Raw genomic sequence first — 23,239 nt, forward strand, 5'->3', positions numbered from 1 at the left:
TTGCATCACCATGGTTGCCGCCGGGCTCAAGGGCACGCGGCGACCGGAATCAGAAAGGACTATCCCATGGCGCAATCGAGCGGTCGAAACAACGAGACCACGGCTTCGGTCGAGGATCTGTCACGTCAGGTCGAATCGCTCAAGAGCGACATTGCCGCCCTGACGCAGACGATGGGTGAGCTTGGCAAGTCGGCCGGCCGCGAGCTCAAGCACAGGGCGCGCGAGCAGGCGGATGACGTTCAGCTGCGTGCCGAGACGGCCGTCGAGGATGCCGAGCGCTACGTGCGCGATCACCCGGCGAAGGCGGTGGGCTTCGCGGCCCTGATCGGGCTTCTCATCGGCCTTCTGAGCCGTCGCGGCTGAGGCATGCTGGCTCATTTCTCGGCCTGGGCGGAGCTTCGGGCGCGCCTCGTGGCGCGAAGGATCGTCTTCGGGATCGTCGGGGCGCTCTTTCTGGGCGCGGGCCTGGCATTCCTCACGGTCGCGCTGTGGCTCCTGATCGAGCTCGCCTTGGGTCCGATCCTGGCCAGCGTGGCCCTGGGCATGCTCTTTTTCGGGACGGGTCTGCTGGTCCTGTTCCTGGGGCGCCGTCCCGTTCCGGCTCCGCCCGCGAGTGCGGCGCCGGCGCGCGCCGTGCCGCCCGCCCCCGGTCCGCGCCGCCCGCTCGCCGCGGGCACCGGATTGCTCGAGGCGCTGCTTCTGGGGATCGAGGCGGGACGCCTGATCAGGCGTCGCTGAGCTTCAGCTCCGTCAGGGCGGCATGGAGCATCTCGTCCGTGAAGGGCGATCGCAGGACGGTGGCCTTGGGCAGGTGATCGCCGAGAGGATTGGCGTTCTCGGCGATCAGGACGACGCGCGTGCCATAGAGCGCGAAGGCCGACATGATCTTGCGGTCCTGCGCCAGCGCGTCGCGCGCCGGCACGATGGCCAGATCCAGGGAGACCGCCCGCGACAGCCAGTCGCGCGCCCGCCTGAAGTCCGCGCAGATCGTGACATTGATCCCCGGAAAGAGTTCGCAGACGACATCCTTGATATCCTCGGCTACCAAAGCCGAACTCTGAACGATTAAGCCGGTCCTCATCTTGAAACCTCGAACAATCGGTAAACACTCGAGGCAGCTTTCTGGAACATTGCGCAGAAGGGCGCATTAAACTGTGACGTTGCAGGGAGAAAAAACCGATGGTGGTGCCATGTTCGAGATGTCCTCTCAGACAGCTGCCGCTTTTCCGCAAGATGACTTCCGACGAGGTCTCTTTCATGGAGAAGTTCAAGGCAGGTGAGATGACGGTCGAGGCCGGCACGCAGATTCTCACCGAGGGAAGCGGCAGCTCGCAGCTCTACACGGTGCTTTCCGGCATGGGCATGCGTACCAAGCAGCTGTCGAACGGGCGCCGGCAGGTGATCAGTTTCGTCTTTCCCGGTGATCTCATCGGATTGCAGGCGAGCCTGATGAGCGAGATGGAGCATTCGGTCGACGCGGCCTCGCGCATGCGGCTTTGCGTGTTCAACCGCTCCGAGCTCTACCAGGTCTTCAAGTCGCATCCCGACAGGGCCTTCGATCTGACCTGGCTCGTGTCGAGCGAGGAGCATTTCCTCGGCGAGGCGCTGACGACGGTCGGCCAGCGTTCCGCGATCGAGCGTATCTCCTGGGCTTTCGTGAAGATACACCAGCGGGCGGCGGCGATCGATCTTCTGGAGGAGAACGGGCTTCCCTTTCCCTACAGGCAGCAGGATCTCGCGGATGCGCTTGGCCTGTCGCTCGTCCACACGAACAAGACGCTGGCCAAGCTGCGCGAGCGGCAACTGGTCTTCTGGTCGGAGGGGACCCTTCGGGTCACCAAGCTCGAGGAGCTGGCGCGGATTGCCGGCATGGAGATCGGTCCCCTGCGCCAGCGTCCGCTCATGTAGTCTCCTCGGCCTTGATGACATCACCCGGTGGCGGCTCCTGCGTCGTCGGCAGGGCGGCCTCGGCGAGGGCGGCACTCGAATCGGGGGCGAGCGTGTCGGCGGCGACGGCGCCGCGTTCGCCCATCGGCCGGTCGGGGCCGACGGTGCTGTCCTCGGCGGTGCGCATCTCCAGCTCGACATTGAGCGATGCGCCGAGCAGCACGACGAAGGCGCTGATATAGAGCCACATCAGAAGGGCGATCACCGCCCCGAGCGCGCCGTAGATCTCGTTGTAGCGGCCGAAATTCGTCAGGTAGTAGGAAAACCCGTAAGACGCCGCCGCCCAGATCGCGACGGCGAGCAGCGCGCCGGGGGTCAGCCAGGCGCTGCGCGCATGGCGCCGGTTCGGCCCGTAGCGGTAGATCACGCCGAGCCCGGACATCACCACCGCGATCACGATCAGCCAGCGGGCGGTGGAGATCGCCATGTTGGTCAGCGGGCCGAGTGGCAGGACGGCCAGGAAGATCGGCATGATGACCACCGAGGTCAGCGCGATGATCGCCACGAAGATCAGCAGGAAGGTCACCCCGAACGCGGCGAGGATCTGGCGCAGGCCCACCCTGTTGCGCTCGCGGTAGATGGCGTTCAGCCCCCGGATCAGGGCCGCGACGCCGGCCCGCGAAGACCACAATGCCGCCCCCGTCGAGATCAGCGTCGCCCAGCCCAGGGTGCGCGTATTGGCGCGCACCAGCTGCGTCACCTGGTCATCGAGCAGCACGAAGGCATCCGTGGGGATGAACTTGCGCAGCAGGATCATCTGCGATTCGACCACGCTTGGATCGGCGATGAAGCCCCAGATCGCGATCAGGGCGGCCACCGCGGGAAAAAGCGCCAGCATTCCGTAGAAGGCGACCCCCGCCGAGATCAGCCCCAGATTGGTGTCGTTCATGTTCATGAACACCGCCTTGGAGGCATACCACCAGTCGCGCCATGTCAGGCCCGGATGAAGGCTCCCTGTCGGGCGTTTCTGCTCGCTGCCCGTCTGTGCGCTCTCGGCCGTCATCCCGTCTCCCGGTTCAATTCAATTCGGATGCCAGCTTGAGGACCTCGGCGCCGTCCTCCTGTTCGATCAGGTAGGCGGGCATGTCCTCGGTGGCGTTGCGCGTGATCTCGCTGCCTTGCAGCTTGCGCGTGACCTTGTTCGTGAATCGTTCGGTGATCTTGCCCTTCGCCGTGCCGCCGCCCCAGCTCCATTCGACGGTCTCGCCGATCTTGTAGCTTGCCATGACGCTCTCCCCGGTCAAAACAGGGGAACCCGCCTCAATCGTCGCGGTTCCTTCGAGGCGGAATGTAGCGCGCTGCGCCGAATTGGGACCACAACGATTGAGATCGCACCGTTCAGTCTCTATATTGTCACTATGCCCTGCGCCGGGGCGTTCCGGCGCGCTACGAAGGAGGACGATGTCCTGTCTCTTGACCAAACAGCGGCCGGTGGCACGGCCGCTCACCGGAGTGTCCTCGGCATGACCGACGATGCCCCGGCTCTGACGAGCGAAGCATTGCTCGATATCATCCTTGCATCGCTGGACGACGACAAGGCCGAAGACGTTGTGCAGGTCAGCCTGCGCGGCAAATCCGAAATGGCCGATTACATGGTCATCTGCTCGGGACGCTCTTCGCGCCAGGTCAGCGCGATCTCCGATCGCCTGGTGGACAAGCTCAAGCAGGATCACGGCCGCCTGAGCAAGGTCGAGGGCAAGGATACCGGGGATTGGGTGCTGATCGACACCGGCGATGTCGTCATCCATGTTTTCCGGCCGGAAGTCCGCGAGTTCTACCAGCTCGAGAAGATGTGGGTCGGTCCCAATTCCGCAGCCCAGGCGGATCGCTGAACGCCCATGAAGGTCGCGATCTGTGCGGTGGGCCGGCTCAGGGCCGGCCCCGAGCGTCAGCTGCTCGATGATTACGTCGCCCGGTTCGACAGGACCGGGCGCGGCCTCGGCCTCGGCCCCCTCGCGGTGCAGGAGGTCGAGGACCGGAAAGGCGGCGGCAAGGAGGGCGAGGCGCTCCTGCTCGACAAGGCGATACCGGAGGGCACGCGCATCTGCGCGCTCGACGAGCGCGGGCGGCAGATGTCCTCTCCCGAACTGGCGCAGACCATCGCCGGCTGGCGCGATGCGGGCGATCCCGGCACGGTATTCGTGATCGGCGGGGCCGACGGCCTGACGGCCGACCTGCTGACCCGTGCCGACATGCGCCTGTCGCTGGGCCCGATGGTCTGGCCGCATATGCTGGTGCGGGTCATGCTCGCCGAGCAGCTCTACCGCGCCACGACGATCCTGGCGGGCGGGCCCTATCACCGGGCCTGATGGTCGCAGGAGCGCATGGCGGCACCCGGCCCGCACGCGGCGGGCCATCCGTGCCGCCCGCGCGCACGGGCTTTTCCGCGCCGCCCGCGCGCGGGGCTTTCCGGCGCACCCTTTTCCCGGCCGGGCGCAGAAGCTAGACAGGCAGGACGCGGCAAACGAGCGGAAAGGCCAGTCCATGTATCCTCCGAAACCCGTGATCTTGTGCATTCTCGATGGCTGGGGCCAAGGCGAGACGCGCGAGGCCAACGCACCCGCCCTGGCGCATACGCCCAATTTCGACGCGATCATGGCCGAGGGGCCGGCGGCGACGCTGATCACCCATGGGCCCGATGTCGGATTGCCCAGCGGACAGATGGGCAATTCCGAGGTCGGACACACGAATATCGGCGCGGGCCGGGTGGTCGCGATGGATCTGGGGCAGATCGACCTCGCGATCGAGGATGGCAGCTTTGCCGAAGCCGAGGCGCTGCGCGGCTTCGTTGCGGCGCTTCGGGCCAGCGGCGGACGGGCCCATATGATGGGGGTGGTGTCGGATGGCGGGGTGCATGGGCACCTGTCGCACATGATCGCGGCAGCGCGGGCGCTCGACGCGGCGGGGATCGAGGTGGTGATCCACGCGATCACCGACGGGCGCGACGTGGCCCCGCGATCGGCCGACGGCTACCTTGCCGGGCTGGAGGCGGCCTTGCCCGCACGTGCGCGCATCGCCACCCTTTCGGGGCGCTATTACGCGATGGACCGGGACACGCGCTGGGACCGGGTCGAGCAGGCCTACCAGGCCATGGTGCAGGGCCGGGGAGCCACCGCGACAGACGCGCGGGCGGCATTGCAGGCGAATTACGACGAAGGGCGGAGCGACGAGTTCGTCCTGCCGGCCGTCATGGAGGGCTATGAGGGGATGCGGCCGGGAGATGGCCTCTTCTGCCTCAACTTCCGTGCCGACCGGGCACGCGAGATCCTCGCCGCGATCGGGGATCCGCAATTCGACGGCTTCGCGCGCGGCCAGCGGCCCGAACTTGCCGCGCGTCTCGGCATGGTCGAGTATTCCTCGGCCCACAACGCCTACATGGATGCCGTCTTTCCCAAGCGCGCCATCGTCAACACGCTCGGCGAATGGGTCGCGGCCAAGGGGCTGCGCCAGTTCCGCGTCGCCGAGACCGAGAAATATCCCCATGTCACCTTCTTCCTCAATGGTGGGCGCGAGGAGCCGCAGGAAGGCGAGAGCCGCGCAATGCCGCGCTCGCCGGGGGTCGCGACCTATGACCTGCAGCCCGAGATGTCCTGCACCGAGGTCACCGACCGTCTCGTCGAGGCGATCGGCGCCGGCTACGACCTCGTCGTGTGCAACTATGCCAATCCCGACATGGTGGGTCATACCGGCGATCTCGACGCGGCGATCGCGGCCTGCGCGGCCGTGGACCGGGGTCTTGGCCGCGTCATCGAGGCTTTGCGCGCGGCGGGAGGGGCGATGATCGTCACCGCCGATCATGGCAATTGCGAGACGATGGCCGATCCGCTGACGGGCGGGGCGCATACCGCCCATACGCTGAACCCGGTTCCGGTCGTCCTCGTGGGCGGGCCGGACGGTGCGCGGCTCAGATCGGGCCGGCTGGCGGACCTGGCGCCCACCGTGCTCGAGCTGATGGGCCTGGAGGCGCCCCCCGAGATGACCGGCACGAGCCTGATCGTGCGATGACGGGACGGGGGCGGGGACGGGGGCGCGCCGCGGCGCTGGCGGTCGGCCTTGGACTATGCGCCATGATCGCGGCGCCCCCGGCATGGACGGCCGAGGCGCCCGGTGCGATCGCGCGCCGCGCGGCGGAGCAACTCGATCTCGCGGCGCGCGCGATGGCGCGGGCGGATGGCGCGCGCGACCGCGTGGCGGCCCTGACGGGGACCGTGCGTGCCTACGAGGCGGGGCTGTCGGCCCTGAGGGCGGGGATCAGGCAGGCCTCGGTGCGGCTTCGGCAGATCGACAGCGAACTCGAGGCACGCCGCGACGAGACGGGGCAACTGCTCGCCGCGTTGCAGGTGATGGCGCGCGAGCCCGGAACCGCGCTCCTGCTGCACCCTGCCGGCCCGCTCGGCACCGCGCGCGCGGGCATGATGATCGCCGAGGTCGCCCCCGCGCTGGCCGCGCAAGCGGCCACGCTGCGTGCCGCGCTGGACGAGATGGCCACGCTCAAGGTGCTTCAGGCCTCGGCGCAGTCTACCCTGACCGAGGGGCTTCATGGCGTGCAGCAGGCCCGCCTCGCCCTTGCGCAGGCCGTCTCCGAGCGGACCGACCTGCCACGCAGGATGACCGAGGACACGGAACGGATGCAGCAGTTGATCAACAGTGCCGAGACCTTGCAGGGATTCGCCGACAGCCTGACGGGCCTGCCCGGACAGGAGACGGACCTGCCGGACTTCGCGGCGGGACGCGGGGCGCTTGCGCTGCCGGTCGCGGGCCGCGTCCTGCGCGGCTTCGGCGAGGCGGATGCGGCCGGGATCCGGCGACCCGGTCTCATCGTCGCGGCCGCGCCCGGCGCCCTCGTCACCACGCCCTGGCCGGCGACGATTCGTTACGTGGGACCGTTGCTTGACTACGCAAATGTGATCATTCTGGAGCCTGGAGAGGGGTATCTGCTGGTTCTGGCAGGGCTCGGCGCGGTCTATGGTGAGGCAGGGCTCGTGGTGCCGGCAGGGGCGCCGCTCGGCCTGATGCCCGGCGCGGATCAGGGGATTTCCGCTGCCGTGCAGGAGAGCGTTGATGATCCCCCGGTGGAAACGCTCTATATGGAACTGCGCGACGATCAAACGCCACAGGACCCTGCCGACTGGTTCGCACTGGATGAGGAATAGGACGAGCATATGAAAAAATTCGTGATGGCCGCCGCCGGTGGTACGCTGGCGGGGATTGTCCTGACCACCCAGGTCGCGGGACCGCTGATTGCACAGGAGACAGCCTCCAAGAGCAGCGTCTACGAACAGCTCGACCTTTTCGGCGACATCTTCGAGCGGATCCGGGCGCAATATGTCGAGGAGGTCGAGGAGAAGGACCTCATCGAGGCTGCGATCGACGGGATGCTGACCTCGCTTGACCCGCATTCGAGCTACCTGTCGCCGGATGATGCCGCCGCGATGCGGGTGCAGACGCGCGGCGAGTTCGGCGGCCTTGGCATCGAGGTGACGCAGGAGGAGGGCTTCGTGAAGGTCGTCTCCCCGATGGACGGCACCCCCGCCGACATCGCCGGGATGGAAGCGGGCGACTTCATCACCCATGTCGACGGCGAATCGCTTCTCGGGCTGACCCTCGAGGACGCGGTCGAGCTGATGCGCGGGCCCGTCGGCAGCGAGATCATCGTCACCGTCGTGCGCGAGGGCCGCGACGAGCCCTTCGACGTGTCGATCATCCGCGACACGATCAAGCTGACGGCCGTGCGCACCCGCAACGAGGGCAACACGGTTGTCCTGCGCGTCACGACCTTCAACGACCAGACCTTCCCCAACCTCAAGGAAGGGCTCGAGAAGCAGGTCGAGGAACTCGGCGGCATGGATAAGATCAACGGCATCGTGCTCGATCTGCGCAACAATCCCGGCGGCCTGCTCACCCAGGCGATCCGTGTCTCGGACGCCTTCCTCGAGGAGGGCGAGATCGTCTCGACCCGCGGGCGCGAGGTGGCCGACAGCGACCGCTTCAACGCGACCGCAGGCGATCTGGCCAATGGCAAGCCGATGGTCGTCCTGATCAACGGCGGCTCGGCCTCCGCCTCCGAGATCGTCGCCGGCGCCCTGCAGGATCACCGCCGCGCCATCGTCGTGGGCACCAAGAGCTTCGGCAAGGGTTCGGTGCAGACGGTCATGCCGCTGCGGGGCGATGGTGCGATGCGCCTGACGACGGCGCGCTACTACACCCCGTCCGGCCGCTCGATCCAGTCGCTCGGCGTCTCGCCGGACATCGTGGTGCAGCAGCCCCCGCGCACGCCCGAGGAGGAGACCGAGGAGGACGAGGATCTGGCACGCCCGCTGCGCTCGGAGGCCGATCTGCGCGGCGCCATCACCAACGATTCGGTGAGCGAGGACGAGCAGCGCATCATCCGCGAGGAGCAGGAGCAGGCCGAGGAAGCCGCCAAGCTGCGCGACGAGGATTACCAGCTCGCCTACGCGATCGACATCCTCAAGGGCCTCTCGGCGCTGGGCAGCGACGGCGCCGAGTAATCCCGCGCGCTCTGCCGCGAGCATCGGGGGCGAGCCGCGCCCCCGATGCCTTCTGCGCGAAGCCGCTCGCCCCGATCTTCGCGCCCCGATCCCGTGACACGAGCCCAAGGAGAGCCGCAAATGGCATCCCCCGCCGATCCCGCCGATCTTCCCTATCGCCCCTGTGCCGGCGTCATGCTAGTCAACCCGGTGGGGCTGATCTTTGCCGGCGAGCGGATCGACACCCCCGGCGCGTGGCAGATGCCCCAGGGCGGGATCGACCCCGGCGAGACCCCGCGCGAGGCCGCCCTGCGCGAGCTCGAGGAAGAGACCGGGGTGCGCCGCGGCCGCGTGCGAATCGAGGCCGAAAGCCCGGATTGGATCACCTACGAGCTGCCGCCGGAGCTTCTCGGGAAGCTGTGGGGCGGGCGTTATCGCGGGCAGAAGCAGCGCTGGTTCCTGATGCGCTTCGACGGCTCGGACGACGAGGTGGATATCGACCGCCCCCATCCGGAATTCTCCGCCTGGGACTGGCTTCCGGCCGATCGTCTGCTGCAAAGCATCGTGCCGTTCAAGCGCGAGGTCTACATGCAAGTCCTGAACACGTTCTCCCCCAAGCTCTGAGCGCCTGCGGCGGCACTGCCGTATTCGCCGGACCCTTCTCCCGGCTGCCCCATCGACTCCTCCCTTCGGGTAAGCGGGCCGTTTGGCGCAGCGCGGCGTCTTCCCGATCGATCCTCCCACGCCGCGCAGCGTCGAAGGGAAGCCTGCGCATAACGGGGGTGGCATAAGGTCGCGTTATGGAACAAAAGGTGAATATCCGCCTTGAAAGCCAAACAGGCACGGTGCCATGACTTCACGACCTTCCTTGCCGCAAGATGCCGGCCGCCCCTGGGCGCGGTTCGGGACACCCGCCTGCCCGGAACTTTCGGCGCAGTCGAACTTCACGTTTCTGACGGGTGCCTCGCATCCCGAGGAATACGTGGACCGTGCCGGGCTGCTGGGGATCCCGGCCATTGCCATCGCCGACGAGAACTCGGTGGCGGGGATCGTGCGGGCGCATACCCATCTGCGCGAGATGGCGCGGCTGGCCCGTCTGCGCCGTGCCGCCGATGCCGATCCGATCGGCCCGCCCTGTCCCCCGGAGCTTTCGCGCCCGGGCGCGGGGGGGCTTGCGATCCTGTCTGTGCCGCGCCTGCTCCCGGCGGCGCGGATCGTGACATGTGACGGCTTTGCCATGACCATGCTGCCACGCGACAGGACGGCCTGGGGGCGGCTTTGCCGGCTTCTGACCGCCGGACGCCGCAGGGCGCCGAAAGGCGGCTGCGAGATACGCACCGAGGACCTGCTGGAGTGGTGCGAGGGCTCCGAGCTGGTTCTGCACGCGCCCCCGCTCGATGCGTCCGGGGCGCCGCCGACCGCCTGGCGCGGCACGGCACTGCGCCTGCTGGGCCGGTTCGGCGGTCATGTCTCGCTGATGTTGGCGCCGGTCTATGACGGCCAGGACAAGGATCGGTTCGCCGCGCTGGAGCGGCTCGCCGAGGCGCTGTCCCGGCAGGGCGGGGCGCCCCTGCCGCTCGCCGCCTCCGCCCTGCCGATGATGCATCACGGCGCGCGCCGGCGGCTGGCGGACGTGTTGACGGCGATCCGGATCGGCTGTCCGGTCGAGCGTCTGGGCCGCGCGGCGCTGCCCAATGCCGAGCAACGTCTGCGCGGGCCAGCCGAGATGGCGCGGCTCTTCGCCGGCTACGCGCACGCCCTCGATCATGCGCGCGAGATCGCGGCGCGCTGCACCTTTTCCCTCGACGAGCTGCGCTACGAATACCCCTCCGAGACGGATGGCACCGAGAGCGCCGATCAGCGTCTGGCGCGCCTTGCGCAGGAAGGGTTGCGCTGGCGCTATCCCTCCGGGGCGCCCGGCCATGTGCGCAAGCTTCTGGCCCATGAGCTGCGCCTGATCGGCAAGCTGGGCTACGCGCCCTATTTCCTGACCGTGAACGACATCGTGGCTTTTGCGCGCGGGCGCGGCATCCTGTGCCAGGGGCGCGGCTCGGCGGCCAATTCGGTGGTGTGCTACTGCCTCGGCGTGACCTCGGTGAGCCCCGAGATCGGCACCATGGTCTTCGAGCGTTTCGTCTCCGAGGCGCGCGACGAGCCGCCGGATATCGACGTCGATTTCGAGCACGAGCGCCGCGAGGAGGTGATCCAGTATATCTACGAGCGTTACGGCCGGCACCGCGCCGGGCTTTGCGCCACCGTGATCCATTACCGCGGCAAGAGGGCGATCCGGGAGGTGGGCCGGGCCATGGGCCTGTCGGAGGACACGCTGGCCGCCCTCTCCTCGCAGCTTTGGGGCTTTTTCGGCACGAATGGCATCGAGACGCACCGGATGAAGGAAATCGGGCTTAACGCCGCCGATCCGCGGCTGGCCCGCACGCTCCAGCTCATCGGCGAGATCATTGGCTTTCCGCGCCACCTGAGCCAGCATGTCGGCGGTTTCGTGATTACCGAAGGGCGTCTCGACGCGCTGGTGCCGGTCGAGAACGCGGCTATGGAGGAGCGCACGGTCATCTGCTGGGACAAGGATGACATCGACACGCTCGGCATTCTCAAGGTCGATATTCTCGCCCTCGGGATGCTCAGCTGCCTGCGCCGCTCCTTCGACCTGATCGCGCAGCATCACCGCACCCGCTACGACCTTGCCACCCTGCCGGCGGAGGATCCCGCGACCTATGACATGCTGTGCCAAGCCGACAGCCTCGGGGTGTTCCAGGTCGAAAGCCGGGCGCAGATGAACTTCCTGCCCAGAATGCGCCCGCGCACCTTCTACGACCTGGTGATCGAGGTCGCGATCATCCGGCCCGGCCCGATCCAGGGCGACATGCTGCATCCCTACCTGCGCCGCCGCTCGGGCGAGGAGGAGGTGAGCTTTCCCTCCGACGCGCTGGGCGCGGTGCTCGGCAAGACGCTGGGCGTGCCGCTCTTCCAGGAGCAGGCGATGCAGATTGCCATCGTCGGCGCGGGCTTCAGCCCCGACGAGGCCGACCGCCTGCGCCGGGCGCTCGCCACTTTCAAGAAGCTGGGAAACATCAGCGAGTTCCGCAGCCGCTTTCTGCGCGGCATGCGCCAGAACGGCTACGACGCCGAGTTCTCCGAGCGCTGTTTCGCGCAGATCGAGGGCTTCGGCAGCTACGGCTTTCCCGAAAGCCATGCGGCGAGTTTCGCGCTGTTGGTCTATGCCAGCGCGTGGATCAAGCGGCATCATCCGGGCATCTTCGCCTGCGCGCTTCTCAATTCGCAGCCCATGGGCTTCTACGCGCCGGCGCAGATCGTGCGCGACGCGCGCGAGCACGGGGTCGACGTGCGCCCCGTCTGCATCAATGCGAGCTACTGGGATTGCGTGATGGAGCCCGACGGGCAGGGGGGGCTCGCCCTGAGGCTGGGGCTGCGGATGGTCAAGGCGCTGCGCGAGGACGAGGCCCGCTGGCTCCCGGCGGCGCGCGGCAACGCCTATCTTTCGGTTCAGGATGTCTGGCGGCGCGCGGGCCTGGGTCCGCGGCAGTTGCAGGTTCTGGCGGAGGCCGATGCCTTCGCCGGTCTGGGGATGAGCCGCCGCGACGCGATCTGGGAGGCCAAGGCGCTTGCCGGAACCGAGCCGCTTCCGCTCTTTGCCACCGACATGGACGGTGAGGCGATCCACGAGCCGGCCGCGCATCTTCCCGCGATGAGCGCGGGAGAGCAGGTGGTCGAGGACTATGTCGCCATGCGCCTGACCTTGCGGGCCCATCCGATCTCCTTCCTGCGCGCCCGCCTGACGCCGCCCGCCGGCGGCCCGCCCCCGGCAACAGATCGGGGCGATCCGCCCCCGGACGCACGGCGCCTGTCCAACCTGCGCGGCCTGTCGCGCAGCGATGCCTGGGCGGCGCCGGGCGAGGATGGCAGCGGAAAGTGCATCACCACCCGCGATTGAGCGCCCGCGCGGGCCGGGCTCCGCCGGCGTCCGGCCGGCGCGCCCGCGCGGTTTTCACCCGCGGGCCTGCTTCCATCCACGGCCCGGCCTGATCCGGGCCCGCCGCGTCTTGCCGGGTCTTGCCGGGGCGGGGACAATCGCATTGTGCCCGTGAGGGGCCTCGCCTAATCTGTGCGCGCGCAGCCACACCCCCGCCACAGGCCGCCGAATTTCCAGGAAAGGAGCCGCCATGAGCGATGCGGAACAGCGCAGCATCACCATCGAGGACCTCTCGCGGCAGCTCGTCACGACGCCGAACAAAACCCGCCGGCAGATCTACACGATCCGCTCGGAGGGGATCGACATCCCGGTCAGGGTGATCGACGTGCCCGGAACCGGCGCGGCCGATGCACCGCTGGTCTTCGTCTTCCATGGCGGCTTCAACCGCGCGCAGCCCTATCCGTTCTTCTATGGAAGCCGGTTCGTCGGCCGGCCCGATACCGCGCCGCGCACGGTGATCGCGCTGTGCGACCCGACGCTCGCCCTCTCCGACAGCCTGCGCTTCGGCTGGTTCGCGGGGGCCGAGGGGGTGGATGTGCCGGGGGCGGTGCGCACCTTGCTGGCCGCCTTCGTCGCGCAGATCGCCCCGAGCCGGGTGATCGTCACCGGAGGCTCGATCGGGGCCCATGCCGTGCTCACCCACGCGCGCGAGCTGCCGGGAAGCATGGTGGTCCTGGCCAATCCGCTGCCGCGCATCGACGACTACCACCAGCCTTCGGTGAGGGAGTATTTCAACCTGTGCTGGCCGGGCCATCCCGCACGTGCCGCCGATGTCCCGCAGGTCGTCAACGATGCCTCCCTGGCCTATTCCGACATGACCCTGCACAACGAGTTCGTGATCCTGCTCAACGCGACCGATCCGCATATCTATCGACAGGCGGCGCCGATGCTGGCCAATCTCGGCGGCCGCACCGCCGAGCCGGAACGGATCCTGCCGGTTTCCTATTTCTTCCCCGAGCATGCCGGGCATGCCTTCCCGCCGGACGAGCTGACGGCATGGGTTGATGCCGCCGTGATGGCCCCCGAGCCAACCGCCCGCATGGCCGCCCTGACCCGCGAGAAGCTGCGCGCCGGCGAGGCCCGGCCCGCCCGCGCCAAGGCCACGCGCGACGATCCGCTCGACATCGAACTGGCCGCGCAACTGGTGCGCGCCACCCAAGAGGCCCGCACATGAGCGCCCATCCCTATGCCGGACTGCCGGCCCGCGCCTTCTGGAAGAAGGCGATCGCCGAGCGGCACTTCCTCGATCTCGAGGGGCTCGGCACCCCGATAAGACTGTCGCGCGAGGACCGCGTGGCAACCGCCGGGAGCTGTTTCGCCCAGCATATCGGCAACCGCCTGCAAGCGGCCGGCGCGCGCTATCTCGATTACGAGCCCGCGCCAACCGGCTGGTCACAGGGCAACGCACGCAAACACGGGTTCGGCGTCTATTCCGGCCGTTACGGGAATATCTACACGACGCGGCAACTGCTCCAGCTGGCGCGCGAGGCGACGGGCGCGGACGTGCATGAGCCGGTGATCTGGGAGCGGGACGGGCGGTATTTCGATGCGCTGCGCCCCTCCGTCGACCCGGCGGGCCATGCCCGTCCCGAGGATGTCGTTCTGCTGCGCCAGGCGCATCTCGAGGCGGTGGCCCGTCTCCTCGACGATCTCGATGTCCTGGTCTTCACGCTCGGGCTGACCGAAACGTGGGAGGACCGGCGGACGGGGCGCGTCTTTCCCGCCGCGCCCGGCACCATCGCCGGGCAATACGATCCGGCCAGCATCGATTTCGTGAACCTGCGCCATGGCGCGATCATGGACGATCTGACCGCGTTCCATGCCCTGCTCAAGGCGCGCAATCCCAAGGCGCGCATGGTGCTGACCGTCTCGCCGGTGCCGCTGACGGCGACGGCCTCGGGCGAGCATGTGCTTGCCGCGACGACCTATTCCAAATCGGTGCTGCGCGCCGCCGCCGGCGATTTCGCCGCCGATCATGACGATGTGAGCTACTTCCCCTCCTACGAGATCATCACCGCGCCGGCGGCGGCGGGGATGTTCTTCAACCGCGATCTGCGCAGCGTGAACGGCGCGGGGGTCGATTACGTGATGAAGACCTTCTTCTCGGTGCTCGAGGGGTTCGAGCCGGACGCGGCGCAGGGCACGGATATCCACGATCTCGACCTGATCTGCGAAGAGGGCGCGTTGGAGAAATACGCCGGCTGACCGCGCCGCACCGGCTGCACTGGCCGCGCCGGCCGCCCCGAGGGGGCCGGCGCGGCGCGGCTCAATTCCCCCCGAGCAACCCTCCGAGAACTTCCAGAAGCACCCGTTCGGCCATTTCCGCGGGGCTTTCGCGCCGCGGTTGGCCCGCTTGCGGTTCGGGAGCGGGCGCTTGGTCGCGGGCGATCGTCTCCGCGGGCGGGGGCGCTGCGGGCGGCGGCGGCGCGTAGGCCGGCAGATCCATCGGCAGCGGCCGCGCAGGTTGCCCCCCTTCGATCCGCAGCATCGCCTCCTTCCAGATCTCGGCCGGCAGGCCGCCTCCCGTCACGCCCGTCAGGGGCGTATTGTCGTCATAGCCCATCCAGACGCCGGCGACGTAATCGGCGGTGAAGCCCAGGAACCAGGCATCCCGCGCGGCCTGCGTGGTGCCCGTCTTGCCGGCGGCCTCGCGATCGGGAAGCCTGGCGCGCGTGCCCGTTCCCTCCTCGACGACGCGGCTCATCATCCAGACGAGCTTGCGGGCGGCCTCCTGAGAGATGACCCTCTCGCCCAGACCGCCGGCCTGGCCGATCAGCGGGGTCGAGTTGGCCTGCAGGCGCAGCTCGCTCAGGCCGTAGGGCGTGACCGAACTGCCGCCGTTGAGGATCCCGGCATAGGCGCCGGTCATCTCCAGAAGGGTCGATTCGGACGCACCCAGCGCCAGTGCCGGCCCGGAGGCCAGATCGCTGACGATGCCGAAATCCTCGGCCACCTTGCGCACGTTCTCCCGGCCGATCCGCTCCGAGAGCCTGACAGCGGGAATGTTCAGCGAATCGCGCAACGCCTCCGCCAGTGTCACGTCACCGCGGAAGCGGTTGTCGTAATTGTTGGGCGACCAGGCGCCCGAGCCGGGAATGTTCAGCGTCAGGGGATCGTCGGAGATGAGATCGTAGGGCTCGAAGCCCAGCTCCAGCGCGGCGGCATAGACGAAAGGCTTGAAGGCCGATCCCGTCTGCCTCTTGGCCATGATCGCCCGGTTGAACTGTCCCGCGACGCCCTTGAACTTGCGCCCGCCGACCATCGCGCGCACGGCGCCGTCCGAACTCATGACCACGAGCGCCGCCTGTGCCTTGGAGCCCTCGCGCACCTTGGTCTCGAAGGTTTCGCGCAGGCCCCCCTCGGCGGCTCTCTGGATCTCGGGGTCGAAGGTGGTGCTCAGGATCACGTCCTCGGTGGTCTTGCCGGCGAGGAAATCCGGCACCGTCTCCATGACCCAGTCGGCGAAATAGCCCCCGGCGCGCGCCTCGGCCGCCTCGGAGAGGGTCGCCGGCTGCTCGAGCGCGGCATTCGCCTGCTGCGCGGTGAGGTAATCCTGCTCTTCCATCAGCCGGATCACCGTCGCCGCCCTGTCGCGGCTGCGCTCGATGTTGCTCGTCGGCGCATAGCGCGTCGGCGCGACCAGCAGCCCGGCGAGCATTGCCGCCTCTGCGGGCTGCACCTCGTTGGCGGACTTTCCGAAATACCGCTGCGCCGCCGCCTCGAAGCCGCGCGTGCCGGCGCCGAGATAGGCCCGGTTGAGATAGATCGTCAGGATCTCGTCCTTGGAATACTTGGCCTCCATCGCGAGCGCGAAGACCGCTTCCTTGAGCTTGCGCCACAGCGAGCCTTGCCGGCAGTCATCCTCGTAGGCCCGCTCGCTTTCCCAGGTGTCGGGATCGTAGGGCTCGCCCAGGCAAAGGAGCTTGGCGGTCTGCTGCGTGATGGTCGAGCCGCCGTGACCCGATAGCGGGCCGCGCCCCTCGCTGAGGTTGATCCTGACGGCACCGGCGACGCCGCGCGGCGAGATGCCGAAATGCTCGTAGAAGCGCCTGTCCTCGGTGGCGATGACGGCGTTGCGCAGGTGAACCGAAACCTGTCGCGCGTCGATCTGGCCGCCGAACTGCTCGCCGCGCCATGCGAAGACCTCGCCATGCCGGTCCAGCATCGTCACCGAGCCGCGCGCGCGCCCATCCAGCAGCTCCGTGACCGGGGGCAGGGTGGTGTAGATGTAGTAGGTCCCGAGCGCGAGAAGCAGGGCGATGATCGCGGTGCCGCGCCAGGCAAGGCCCCAACCGAGCCGCACGATCCAGCGCACCAGCCCCGTGATCCATCCGATCAGGCCGCGCCTGCGGGCCTTGCGTGCCGCCGGCTTGCGGCGCTTGCGGGGGGCGGCGGTCTTCTTCTCCGCCGTTCCGCGGCGCCGTTCCGCGACGAGGGGCGGTTTTTTCCTGCCGGTGCCAGTCATGACCGGTCCTTTGTCCATGCTGCTCTTGAAGCCCGAGAATATCGTGCCGCGCCGGGAATGTAGAGCGGGCATGAGAGAAGTTTCGCCCATTGAAAACTGATTAAAAAATAGGCACCAATCTGCTATTGTGCAAATAATGTGCAACTTTTGTGTTTCGCGCCGGTAATGCGGCCTTCGCAAACTGGACACCCGCCGCCGGGCGGCAGTTTTGTGGCGTCACAGAGCGCGGCGATACCGTCGACGCCACCAGCATAGGGGAGCGATCGTGAAATTAGTCATCGCAGCAATCAAGCCGTTCAAGCTCGAGGAGGTCCGCAACGCGCTGACCGAAATCGGCGTGCGCGGAATGATGGTGTCGGAGATCAGGGGATTCGGATCGCAATCGGGCCATACCGAGATCTACCGCGGCGCAGAGTATGCCGTGAACTTCGTCCCGAAAATGCGGCTCGAACTGGTGGTCCCGGATGCCATCGTCGAGCAGGTGGTCGAGACTGTCGCGGCGCAATCGCGCACCGGCAAGATCGGCGATGGCAAGATATTCGTTCTCGATGTCGAGAACGCCCTGCGCGTGCGCACCGGCGAGACCGATGACGACGCGCTCTGAGCAAGACGAGGAAAAGACGATGACATTCTCCAAACGAGCGATCCCGGCCCTTGTCGCCCTGATGCTCCTTCCGGGGCTGGCCACGGCGCAGCAGGCAGCCGATCCCGGCGCGGCCATCCCCGCGGCCGCCCCCGACATCATGCCCTATATCCTGACGAGCCTCCTGTTCCTCGTCGGCGGTTTCCTGGTCTTCTGGATGGCCGCGGGCTTTGCCATGCTCGAAGCGGGCCTCGTGCGCTCGAAGAACGTGACCATGCAGCTGACCAAGAACGTGGCGCTCTTCTCGATCGCGGCGGTGATGTATTACCTCATCGGCTTCGGGCTGATGTATCCTGCCGAATGGGGCATCGAGGGCGTCCTCGGGCCGCTCTTCGCGCCCACCACGCTCGATGCGGTCGGGATCTCGGCCGGGGATGCGGCGATCGATTACGCCTCCGCCGGATCGGACTTCTTCTTCCAGCTAATGTTCGCCGCGACCACCGCCTCGATCGTCTCGGGCGCGCTTGCCGAGCGTATCAAGCTGTGGCCCTTCCTGGCCTTCGTGGTCGTGCTGACCGCATTCATCTACCCGATCGAGGCGTCCTGGCAGTGGGGCGGCGGCTGGCTCTCCGAGATGGGTTTCTCGGATTTCGCAGGCTCCACCCTCGTGCACAGCGCCGGCGGCTGGGCGGCCCTGGCGGGCGCGCTCGTCCTCGGCCCGCGCATCGGCAAGTATCGCGGCGGGCGCACCGTTCCGATGCCCGGCAGCAACCTGGCCCTCGCCACGCTCGGCACGTTCATCCTGTGGTTGGGCTGGTTCGGGTTCAACGGCGGCTCGCAGCTCGCGGCCGGAACCGTGGGCGATATCAGCGACGTGAGCCGGATCTTCGCCAACACCAACATGGCCGCGGCCGGCGGTGCCCTCGCCGCGCTTCTCCTGACCCAGTTCCTCTATCGCAAGCCCGACCTGACGATGGTGCTGAACGGCGCGCTCGCCGGCCTCGTCTCGATCACGGCGGAGCCCCTGATGCCCACCCTGGGCGGTGCGGTCCTGATCGGTGCGGTGGGCGGCGTCCTGGTGGTCCTGACGGTTCCGCTGCTCGACCGGCTCGGCATCGACGACGTGGTCGGCGCGATCCCGGTGCATCTCGTGGCGGGCATCTGGGGGACGATCGTGGTGCCGGTCACCAATCCCGATACCAGCTTTGCCGCACAGGCCATCGGCATCGGCGCGGTCGGGGTCTTCGTCTTCGCCATCAGCCTCGTCTGCTGGCTGGTGCTCAAAGCACTCGTCGGGATCAGGGTCAACGAGGAAGCCGAGATCGCGGGGCTCGACGTGAGCGAGCTTGGCATGGAGGCTTATCCCGAGTTCAATCCGGGCTGACACCGGCCCCCCATGAAACGCGCGAAAGGCCCGGAGCATCGCTCCGGGCCTTTCTGCATGGGGTGCATGCCGATGCGCCGGCCCCTCGCGGTGCGCTCTGTCAGGAGGGCGTGACCTTCTTGGGCGCGCCAGTGGCCATGTCGGTGCCGACATGCGGCAGGCCCGCTTCCTTCCAGGCACCGAAGCCGCCGCCCATATGGGCCACCGGGGAGAGGCCTGCGGCCAGCGCCTCGCGCGCGACCTTCTCGGAGCGTTTTCCCGAACCGCAGTGAAAGACGAGGCGCTTGCCCTCCTGCGAGGGAAGACGATCGGCGCGGAACAGGGCCATCGGCGCGAGAAGCGCACCCTCCACGTTTTCCCACATGTATTCCTGGGGGGTGCGCACGTCGATCAGGGCGATCTCGCCCTTTTCGAGCGCGTCGGAGACCTCCTGCGGGGTCCAGGTCTCGAGCGTGCCGTTCTGCGTGGTCTCGGTATCCATGAATGATCCTCTGCTATCGTCGCGGCGGGGCTGCCATGTCCTGTCGACAGGCAAAGACACCCATTCAACAGGATGAATGGGTGATCGGTTCCAGCGGCGATAGTAGGGACGCACGCAGCGCGAACGGGGGGCAAGGCCCCTTTGGGCGGGGATCGGCACGCGCTGCGCCGATCCCTCCGGGGATCAGACGCCCGCGTCGATGATCGCCTGGGCCAGGATCGGCACCGTGCGCGCGTTCAGGCCGGCGATGTTGAGCCGGCTGTCGCCCACCATGTAGATGCCGCTGTCGCGGCGCATCGCCTCGACCTGCTCGGGCGTGGCGCCAAGGCGCGAGAACATGCCGCGGTGGCGGGCGATGAAGTCGAACCGGTCCGAATTGCTGCGCTGGCGCAGCTCATCGGCCAGCTGCTCGCGCAGGGCCAGCATGCCTGCGCGCATCTCCTCGAGCTCCGCCTTCCAGTCGGCGCGCAGCTCGGGATCATCCAGGATCGTCATCACCACGCGGGCCCCGTGATCGGGCGGGAACGAGAAGTTCTGCCGGTTCAGGTAGGCCAGGTTGCCTTGCGCCAGTTTTTGCATCGCGTCATCCGAGGACAGGGCGATCAGCAGGCCGGTGCGTTCGCGGTAGATGCCGAAATTCTTCGAGCAGCTTGCCGCGATCAGCGCCTGCGGAAGCTGCGTGGCGATCAGGCGCGTGCCCGCCGCATCGCTCTCCAGCCCGTCGCCGAAGCCTTGGTAGGCGATGTCGATGAAGGGAATGGCCCGCTTCTCGAGGAGCAGGTCGGCAACGCTCTGCCACTGGCCCAGCGTCAGGTTGGCGCCGGTGGGATTGTGACAGCAGCCGTGAAGCAGGACGACGTCGCCCTCGGCGACCTGCGACAGGTCCTCCATCATGCCCGCGAAATCGACATCGCGCGCGGCATCGTCGAAATAGCGGTATTCGGAGAAGGGCATCCCGAGATATTTCAGGATCGAAGGGTGGTTCGGCCAGGTCGGCGCCGAGATCCAGACCCGCGCATCGGGGGAGGCCATGCGGATCAGCTCGAAACCCTGGCGAATCGCGCCGGTGCCGCCGGGGGTGGCCACCGCGGCGATCCGGCTTGGCGCCACGTCCGCCCCGAGGATCAGCCCCGTCAGCGCCTTCGCGTAGCCCGGCTCCCCGGCCAGCCCGGTATAGGCCTTGGTGGTCTGCTGCTCGAGAATGCGCGCCTCGGCGGCCTTCACGGCGCGCATCACGGGGGTCACGCCCTCGGCATCGCGGTAGACGCCGACGCCCAGGTCGATCTTGTCATCGCGCGGATCCTCGCGGAAGCTCTGCATGAGGGCGAGGATCTTGTCGGCTGGCTGCTGTTTGAGCTGGTCGAACATGTGGTCAGGTATCTCCTGTTGCGACAGGTCCGGTCTCGACCGGCAGGTCGCCGAAGGCGCCCCATTCGGTCCAGGACCCGTCATATAGGGAATGCTGCTGGTGGCCGAGCCGCTCGAGGGCAAGGCTCAGGATCGCGGCGGTGACGCCCGATCCGCAGCTGGTGATGAGCGGACGCGACAGGTCGACCCCGGCGGCCTCGAAAACGGTGCGCAGCGCTTCCGCCGGCAGCATCGTGCCGTCGCTGGCCAGAAGCTCGGAATAGGGCAGGTTGCGCGATCCGGGGATATGACCGGCGCGCAGCCCGGCGCGCGGTTCGGGATTCTCGCCGGCAAACCGCTTGGCGGAGCGGGCGTCGATGATCTGCGCCTCGCCCAGCTTTGCGGCCGCCGCGACCTGCGTGACGTCGCGCACGAGGTGGTTCTGGCGGCTGGCGGTCATGTGGCGATCGCGGGTCACGGGCGGCAGATCCTCGGTCGGCCGGCCCTCGGCCCGCCACTTGGGAAAGCCCCCGTCCAGCACCGCCACGTCGGTCTTGCCCATCAGCTTGAAGAGCCACCAGACCCGCGCGGCCGAGAAGAGGCCGGCCCCGTCATAGACCACGACCTGGTGGCCGTCGCCGATGCCGAGCCGGCGCATCCTGCTGATGAATTTCTCGGGGGGCGGCGCCATGTGCGGCAGGTCGGAGCGCCCGTCGCTCACATCATCCAGATCGACGAAACGGGCACCGGGAACATGCGCGGCCTCGTATTCGGCGCGCGCATCGCACTTTGCATCGGGCATGTACCAGCTGGCATCGATCACGCGCAGGTCGGGATCGTTCAGGTGACGCTCCAGCCAGTCCGTGGAAACCAGTGTCCTTGGATCGTCCTGCATGCGCATGGCTCCTCGATGAAGGGTCGGGCGCTTCGGTGACTACCTGCCGGAGCAGGGCAAGGCAAGATGGGGCCGCATGGCCCGGCCACGCGCATCGGCACGCCATGCCGCCTCAGCTATGCTCCTTGAGAAGCCTCTGCTGGGTCCGCTGCCAGTCGCGCTTGGCCTCGGTAGCCCGCTTGTCGGGGGCCTTCTTGCCCTTGGCGATGCCGATCTTGATCTTGGCGATGCCGCGATGGTTGAAATAGAGCACCAGGGGTACGAGCGTCATGCCCTTGCGCTGCGTCTCCTGCCACAGGCGCGCCAGCTCGCGCCGGTTGACCAGGAGCTTGCGCCGCCGCCGGTCCTCATGCCCGAACATCGCCGCGTCATAGGGGGCGATATAACTGTTCACCAGCCACAGCTCGCCCTCCTCGACGGCGGCGTAGCTCTCGGCGATGGTGGCCTGGTTGCGGCGCAGCGACTTCACTTCCGAGCCGCTGAGCAGGATCCCGCATTCGAGATCATCGTCGATCGCGTAATCGTAGCGCGCGCGCCGATTCTCGGCGATCACCTTGTAATTCGGGTTATCCTTGGGCTTTGCCATGACCACGCAGATAGGACAGAGCGGCTCCGGCGGCAAGTCACCGAGGCGATTGCGGCGCGATTGATCCGGTATGGTCGCGGCGCGGGCGCGTCCCGCATTGCCCGCGCCCGGTGCGAAAACATGCGCCGCCGCGCGGGTTCGGCGGCGGCGCGCGGGATCAGCCGATCAGCCCGGCCCGCTGCATCGCATCCTTCATCGCCAGCTTGACGCCCTCGCTCAGCCCGACCAGCGGCAGGCGCACTTCCTCGCGGCCGAGGCCCAGAAGCGACAGGCCGTATTTCGCGCCGACGAGCCCCGGTTCGAGGAAGATCGCCTCGTGCAGCGGCATCAGAAGGTCCTGCAATTCGAGGGCCCTTGCGTAATCGCCGCGCAGCGTCGCCTCCTGGAACTCGGCGCAGAGCTTCGGTGCCACGTTGGCGGTGACGCTGATGCAGCCCACGCCGCCATGGGCGTTGAAGCCCAGCGCGCTCGCGTCCTCGCCCGAGAGCTGGACGAAATCGGTACCGCAGCTGGCACGCTGCATGCTGACCCGCTCGACCTCCCCGGTGGCGTCCTTGACGCCGATGATCCTGGGCAACTCGGCGAGGCGTCCCATGGTGGCGGGCGACATGTCCACGACCGAGCGGCCGGGAATGTTGTAGATGATGATCGGGATCTCGACCTCGTCATGGAGCGTCCTGAAATGCTCGTAGAGGCCGGCCTGCGTGGGCTTGTTGTAATAGGGGGTCACGACGAGGGCCCCATCGGCCCCCACCTCCGCCGCGTGGCGCAGCAGGCGCACACCCTCGCGGGTGTTGTTGGAGCCGGCGCCTGCGATCACGGGGATTCGGCCAGCGGCGGCGAGCACGACCTCCTCGATGACGCGCTCGTGCTCGGCATGGCTGAGCGTCGGGCTCTCGCCGGTGGTGCCGACCGGCACGAGACCGTGGCTGCCCTGCTCGACATGCCACTCCACGAGCTTCTTGAGCATGTCCAGATCGAGCTGGCCGTCCTTGAACGGCGTGACCAGGGCGGGCAGGGACCCTTTGAACATGACACGCTTCCTTATCATTCT

Annotated in this window: 23 protein-coding genes; 14 read left to right on the forward strand and 9 right to left on the reverse strand. The window is 67.9% G+C overall.

From position 1 onward, the window contains the following. Positions 1–66: 66 nt before the first annotated feature. Both PMES_RS01620 and PMES_RS01625 read left to right on the forward strand, forming a co-directional pair. Positions 67–363 (forward strand): ElaB/YgaM/YqjD family protein, encoded by a 297-nt coding sequence (locus tag PMES_RS01620; RefSeq protein ID WP_159963792.1) that lies wholly within the window; start codon positions 67–69, stop codon positions 361–363. Between the two features lie 3 nt (positions 364–366). Beyond that, positions 367–738, forward strand: a complete 372-nt coding sequence (locus PMES_RS01625) for a hypothetical protein (RefSeq protein WP_159963793.1) — start codon at positions 367–369, stop codon at positions 736–738. On the opposite strand, the gene PMES_RS01630 is transcribed toward PMES_RS01625, so the two are convergent. Next, the gene (locus tag PMES_RS01630; protein WP_159963794.1) at positions 725–1,081 is read right to left on the reverse strand and encodes a hypothetical protein; all 357 of its coding nucleotides are present in this window, start codon (positions 1,079–1,081) and stop codon (positions 725–727) included. The genes PMES_RS01625 and PMES_RS01630 overlap by 14 nt on opposite strands. Positions 1,082–1,257: 176 nt before the next feature. Here PMES_RS01630 and PMES_RS01635 point away from each other — a divergent pair, with 176 nt between their 5' ends. Beyond that, positions 1,258–1,908: a Crp/Fnr family transcriptional regulator gene (locus PMES_RS01635; RefSeq protein WP_328809142.1), complete on the forward strand. Its 651-nt coding sequence runs from the start codon at positions 1,258–1,260 to the stop codon at positions 1,906–1,908. On the opposite strand, the gene PMES_RS01640 is transcribed toward PMES_RS01635, so the two are convergent. Beyond that, positions 1,901–2,950, reverse strand: coding sequence for a YihY/virulence factor BrkB family protein (locus tag PMES_RS01640; protein ID WP_159963796.1), 1,050 nt, complete (start codon positions 2,948–2,950; stop codon positions 1,901–1,903). The two genes, PMES_RS01635 and PMES_RS01640, sit on opposite strands and share 8 nt — an antisense overlap. Positions 2,951–2,963: 13 nt before the next feature. Continuing rightward, entirely contained in the window at positions 2,964–3,173 is a 210-nt protein-coding gene (locus PMES_RS01645; protein ID WP_159963797.1) for a hypervirulence associated TUDOR domain-containing protein, read from the reverse strand. 132 nt (positions 3,174–3,305) lie between these two features. On the opposite strand from PMES_RS01645, the gene rsfS reads away from it, so the two are divergent. The 9 genes from rsfS to PMES_RS01690 all read left to right on the forward strand — a co-directional run bounded on the left by rsfS (position 3,306) and on the right by PMES_RS01690 (position 14,649). Further along, positions 3,306–3,779, forward strand: a complete 474-nt coding sequence (gene rsfS, locus PMES_RS01650; protein WP_159963798.1) for a ribosome silencing factor — start codon at positions 3,306–3,308, stop codon at positions 3,777–3,779. Positions 3,780–3,785: 6 nt separating this feature from the next. Beyond that, positions 3,786–4,256: a 23S rRNA (pseudouridine(1915)-N(3))-methyltransferase RlmH gene (gene rlmH / locus PMES_RS01655; protein WP_159963799.1), complete on the forward strand. Its 471-nt coding sequence runs from the start codon at positions 3,786–3,788 to the stop codon at positions 4,254–4,256. 175 nt (positions 4,257–4,431) lie between these two features. Then, positions 4,432–5,952: a 2,3-bisphosphoglycerate-independent phosphoglycerate mutase gene (gpmI, locus tag PMES_RS01660; protein ID WP_159963800.1), complete on the forward strand. Its 1,521-nt coding sequence runs from the start codon at positions 4,432–4,434 to the stop codon at positions 5,950–5,952. A 62-nt stretch (positions 5,953–6,014) separates the two neighbouring features. Beyond that, positions 6,015–7,100: a murein hydrolase activator EnvC family protein gene (locus PMES_RS01665; protein WP_236549659.1), complete on the forward strand. Its 1,086-nt coding sequence runs from the start codon at positions 6,015–6,017 to the stop codon at positions 7,098–7,100. Between the two features lie 9 nt (positions 7,101–7,109). Then, positions 7,110–8,456, forward strand: coding sequence for a S41 family peptidase (locus PMES_RS01670; protein ID WP_159963802.1), 1,347 nt, complete (start codon positions 7,110–7,112; stop codon positions 8,454–8,456). 120 nt (positions 8,457–8,576) lie between these two features. Further along, complete coding sequence (locus PMES_RS01675) at positions 8,577–9,059, forward strand: RNA pyrophosphohydrolase (protein ID WP_159963803.1); 483 nt, start codon at positions 8,577–8,579, stop codon at positions 9,057–9,059. Between the two features lie 226 nt (positions 9,060–9,285). After that, entirely contained in the window at positions 9,286–12,405 is a 3,120-nt protein-coding gene (locus tag PMES_RS01680) for an error-prone DNA polymerase (RefSeq protein ID WP_159963804.1), read from the forward strand. A 229-nt stretch (positions 12,406–12,634) separates the two neighbouring features. After that, positions 12,635–13,618, forward strand: a complete 984-nt coding sequence (locus tag PMES_RS01685) for an alpha/beta hydrolase family protein (protein WP_159963805.1) — start codon at positions 12,635–12,637, stop codon at positions 13,616–13,618. Next, positions 13,615–14,649 (forward strand): GSCFA domain-containing protein, encoded by a 1,035-nt coding sequence (locus PMES_RS01690; protein ID WP_159963806.1) that lies wholly within the window; start codon positions 13,615–13,617, stop codon positions 14,647–14,649. The genes PMES_RS01685 and PMES_RS01690 overlap by 4 nt, the downstream gene beginning before the upstream one ends. Before the next feature lie 61 nt (positions 14,650–14,710). Here the strand turns inward: PMES_RS01690 and PMES_RS01695 are convergent, their stop codons facing one another. Next, positions 14,711–16,909 carry a transglycosylase domain-containing protein gene (locus tag PMES_RS01695; protein WP_159963807.1) on the reverse strand — a complete coding sequence of 733 codons (2,199 nt, stop codon included), beginning with the start codon at positions 16,907–16,909 and terminating at the stop codon, positions 14,711–14,713. Positions 16,910–17,174: 265 nt separating this feature from the next. Here PMES_RS01695 and PMES_RS01700 point away from each other — a divergent pair, with 265 nt between their 5' ends. After that, a complete protein-coding gene (locus tag PMES_RS01700; protein WP_159963808.1) occupies positions 17,175–17,513 on the forward strand; it encodes a P-II family nitrogen regulator in 339 nt (112 codons plus the stop codon). A gap of 19 nt (positions 17,514–17,532) precedes the next feature. Beyond that, positions 17,533–18,876 carry an ammonium transporter gene (gene amt / locus PMES_RS01705; RefSeq protein ID WP_159963809.1) on the forward strand — a complete coding sequence of 448 codons (1,344 nt, stop codon included), beginning with the start codon at positions 17,533–17,535 and terminating at the stop codon, positions 18,874–18,876. 100 nt (positions 18,877–18,976) lie between these two features. Here the strand turns inward: amt and PMES_RS01710 are convergent, their stop codons facing one another. From PMES_RS01710 to dapA, 5 genes are all read right to left on the reverse strand, one after another. Then, the gene (locus tag PMES_RS01710) at positions 18,977–19,357 is read right to left on the reverse strand and encodes a rhodanese-like domain-containing protein (protein WP_159963810.1); all 381 of its coding nucleotides are present in this window, start codon (positions 19,355–19,357) and stop codon (positions 18,977–18,979) included. Between the two features lie 183 nt (positions 19,358–19,540). Beyond that, positions 19,541–20,725 (reverse strand): amino acid aminotransferase, encoded by a 1,185-nt coding sequence (locus tag PMES_RS01715; protein ID WP_159963811.1) that lies wholly within the window; start codon positions 20,723–20,725, stop codon positions 19,541–19,543. Between the two features lie 4 nt (positions 20,726–20,729). Then, positions 20,730–21,599 (reverse strand): 3-mercaptopyruvate sulfurtransferase, encoded by an 870-nt coding sequence (gene sseA, locus PMES_RS01720; protein ID WP_159963812.1) that lies wholly within the window; start codon positions 21,597–21,599, stop codon positions 20,730–20,732. A 112-nt stretch (positions 21,600–21,711) separates the two neighbouring features. After that, entirely contained in the window at positions 21,712–22,185 is a 474-nt protein-coding gene (smpB, locus tag PMES_RS01725) for an SsrA-binding protein SmpB (protein WP_159963813.1), read from the reverse strand. Positions 22,186–22,342: 157 nt separating this feature from the next. After that, positions 22,343–23,218, reverse strand: coding sequence for a 4-hydroxy-tetrahydrodipicolinate synthase (dapA, locus tag PMES_RS01730; RefSeq protein ID WP_159963814.1), 876 nt, complete (start codon positions 23,216–23,218; stop codon positions 22,343–22,345). Positions 23,219–23,239: the final 21 nt, after the last annotated feature.

Origin of the sequence: Profundibacterium mesophilum KAUST100406-0324, assembly GCF_009835145.1 — a bacterium.
GTDB lineage: Bacteria > Pseudomonadota > Alphaproteobacteria > Rhodobacterales > Rhodobacteraceae > Profundibacterium > Profundibacterium mesophilum.

What these genes read in the sequence shown, in the direction of transcription:
- PMES_RS01620 (WP_159963792.1), top strand. Translation starts at nt 67, where the DNA reads ATGGCGCAATCGAGCGGTCGAAACAACGAGACCACGGCTTCGGTCGAG.
- PMES_RS01625 (WP_159963793.1), top strand. Translation starts at nt 367, where the DNA reads ATGCTGGCTCATTTCTCGGCCTGGGCGGAGCTTCGGGCGCGCCTCGTG.
- PMES_RS01630 (WP_159963794.1), bottom strand. Translation starts at nt 1,081, where the DNA reads ATGAGGACCGGCTTAATCGTTCAGAGTTCGGCTTTGGTAGCCGAGGAT.
- PMES_RS01635 (WP_328809142.1), top strand. Translation starts at nt 1,258, where the DNA reads ATGGAGAAGTTCAAGGCAGGTGAGATGACGGTCGAGGCCGGCACGCAG.
- PMES_RS01640 (WP_159963796.1), bottom strand. Translation starts at nt 2,950, where the DNA reads ATGACGGCCGAGAGCGCACAGACGGGCAGCGAGCAGAAACGCCCGACA.
- PMES_RS01645 (WP_159963797.1), bottom strand. Translation starts at nt 3,173, where the DNA reads ATGGCAAGCTACAAGATCGGCGAGACCGTCGAATGGAGCTGGGGCGGC.
- rsfS (WP_159963798.1), top strand. Translation starts at nt 3,306, where the DNA reads ATGCCCTGCGCCGGGGCGTTCCGGCGCGCTACGAAGGAGGACGATGTC.
- rlmH (WP_159963799.1), top strand. Translation starts at nt 3,786, where the DNA reads ATGAAGGTCGCGATCTGTGCGGTGGGCCGGCTCAGGGCCGGCCCCGAG.
- gpmI (WP_159963800.1), top strand. Translation starts at nt 4,432, where the DNA reads ATGTATCCTCCGAAACCCGTGATCTTGTGCATTCTCGATGGCTGGGGC.
- PMES_RS01665 (WP_236549659.1), top strand. Translation starts at nt 6,015, where the DNA reads ATGATCGCGGCGCCCCCGGCATGGACGGCCGAGGCGCCCGGTGCGATC.
- PMES_RS01670 (WP_159963802.1), top strand. Translation starts at nt 7,110, where the DNA reads ATGAAAAAATTCGTGATGGCCGCCGCCGGTGGTACGCTGGCGGGGATT.
- PMES_RS01675 (WP_159963803.1), top strand. Translation starts at nt 8,577, where the DNA reads ATGGCATCCCCCGCCGATCCCGCCGATCTTCCCTATCGCCCCTGTGCC.
- PMES_RS01680 (WP_159963804.1), top strand. Translation starts at nt 9,286, where the DNA reads ATGACTTCACGACCTTCCTTGCCGCAAGATGCCGGCCGCCCCTGGGCG.
- PMES_RS01685 (WP_159963805.1), top strand. Translation starts at nt 12,635, where the DNA reads ATGAGCGATGCGGAACAGCGCAGCATCACCATCGAGGACCTCTCGCGG.
- PMES_RS01690 (WP_159963806.1), top strand. Translation starts at nt 13,615, where the DNA reads ATGAGCGCCCATCCCTATGCCGGACTGCCGGCCCGCGCCTTCTGGAAG.
- PMES_RS01695 (WP_159963807.1), bottom strand. Translation starts at nt 16,909, where the DNA reads ATGACTGGCACCGGCAGGAAAAAACCGCCCCTCGTCGCGGAACGGCGC.
- amt (WP_159963809.1), top strand. Translation starts at nt 17,533, where the DNA reads ATGACATTCTCCAAACGAGCGATCCCGGCCCTTGTCGCCCTGATGCTC.
- PMES_RS01710 (WP_159963810.1), bottom strand. Translation starts at nt 19,357, where the DNA reads ATGGATACCGAGACCACGCAGAACGGCACGCTCGAGACCTGGACCCCG.
- PMES_RS01715 (WP_159963811.1), bottom strand. Translation starts at nt 20,725, where the DNA reads ATGTTCGACCAGCTCAAACAGCAGCCAGCCGACAAGATCCTCGCCCTC.
- sseA (WP_159963812.1), bottom strand. Translation starts at nt 21,599, where the DNA reads ATGCAGGACGATCCAAGGACACTGGTTTCCACGGACTGGCTGGAGCGT.
- smpB (WP_159963813.1), bottom strand. Translation starts at nt 22,185, where the DNA reads ATGGCAAAGCCCAAGGATAACCCGAATTACAAGGTGATCGCCGAGAAT.
- dapA (WP_159963814.1), bottom strand. Translation starts at nt 23,218, where the DNA reads ATGTTCAAAGGGTCCCTGCCCGCCCTGGTCACGCCGTTCAAGGACGGC.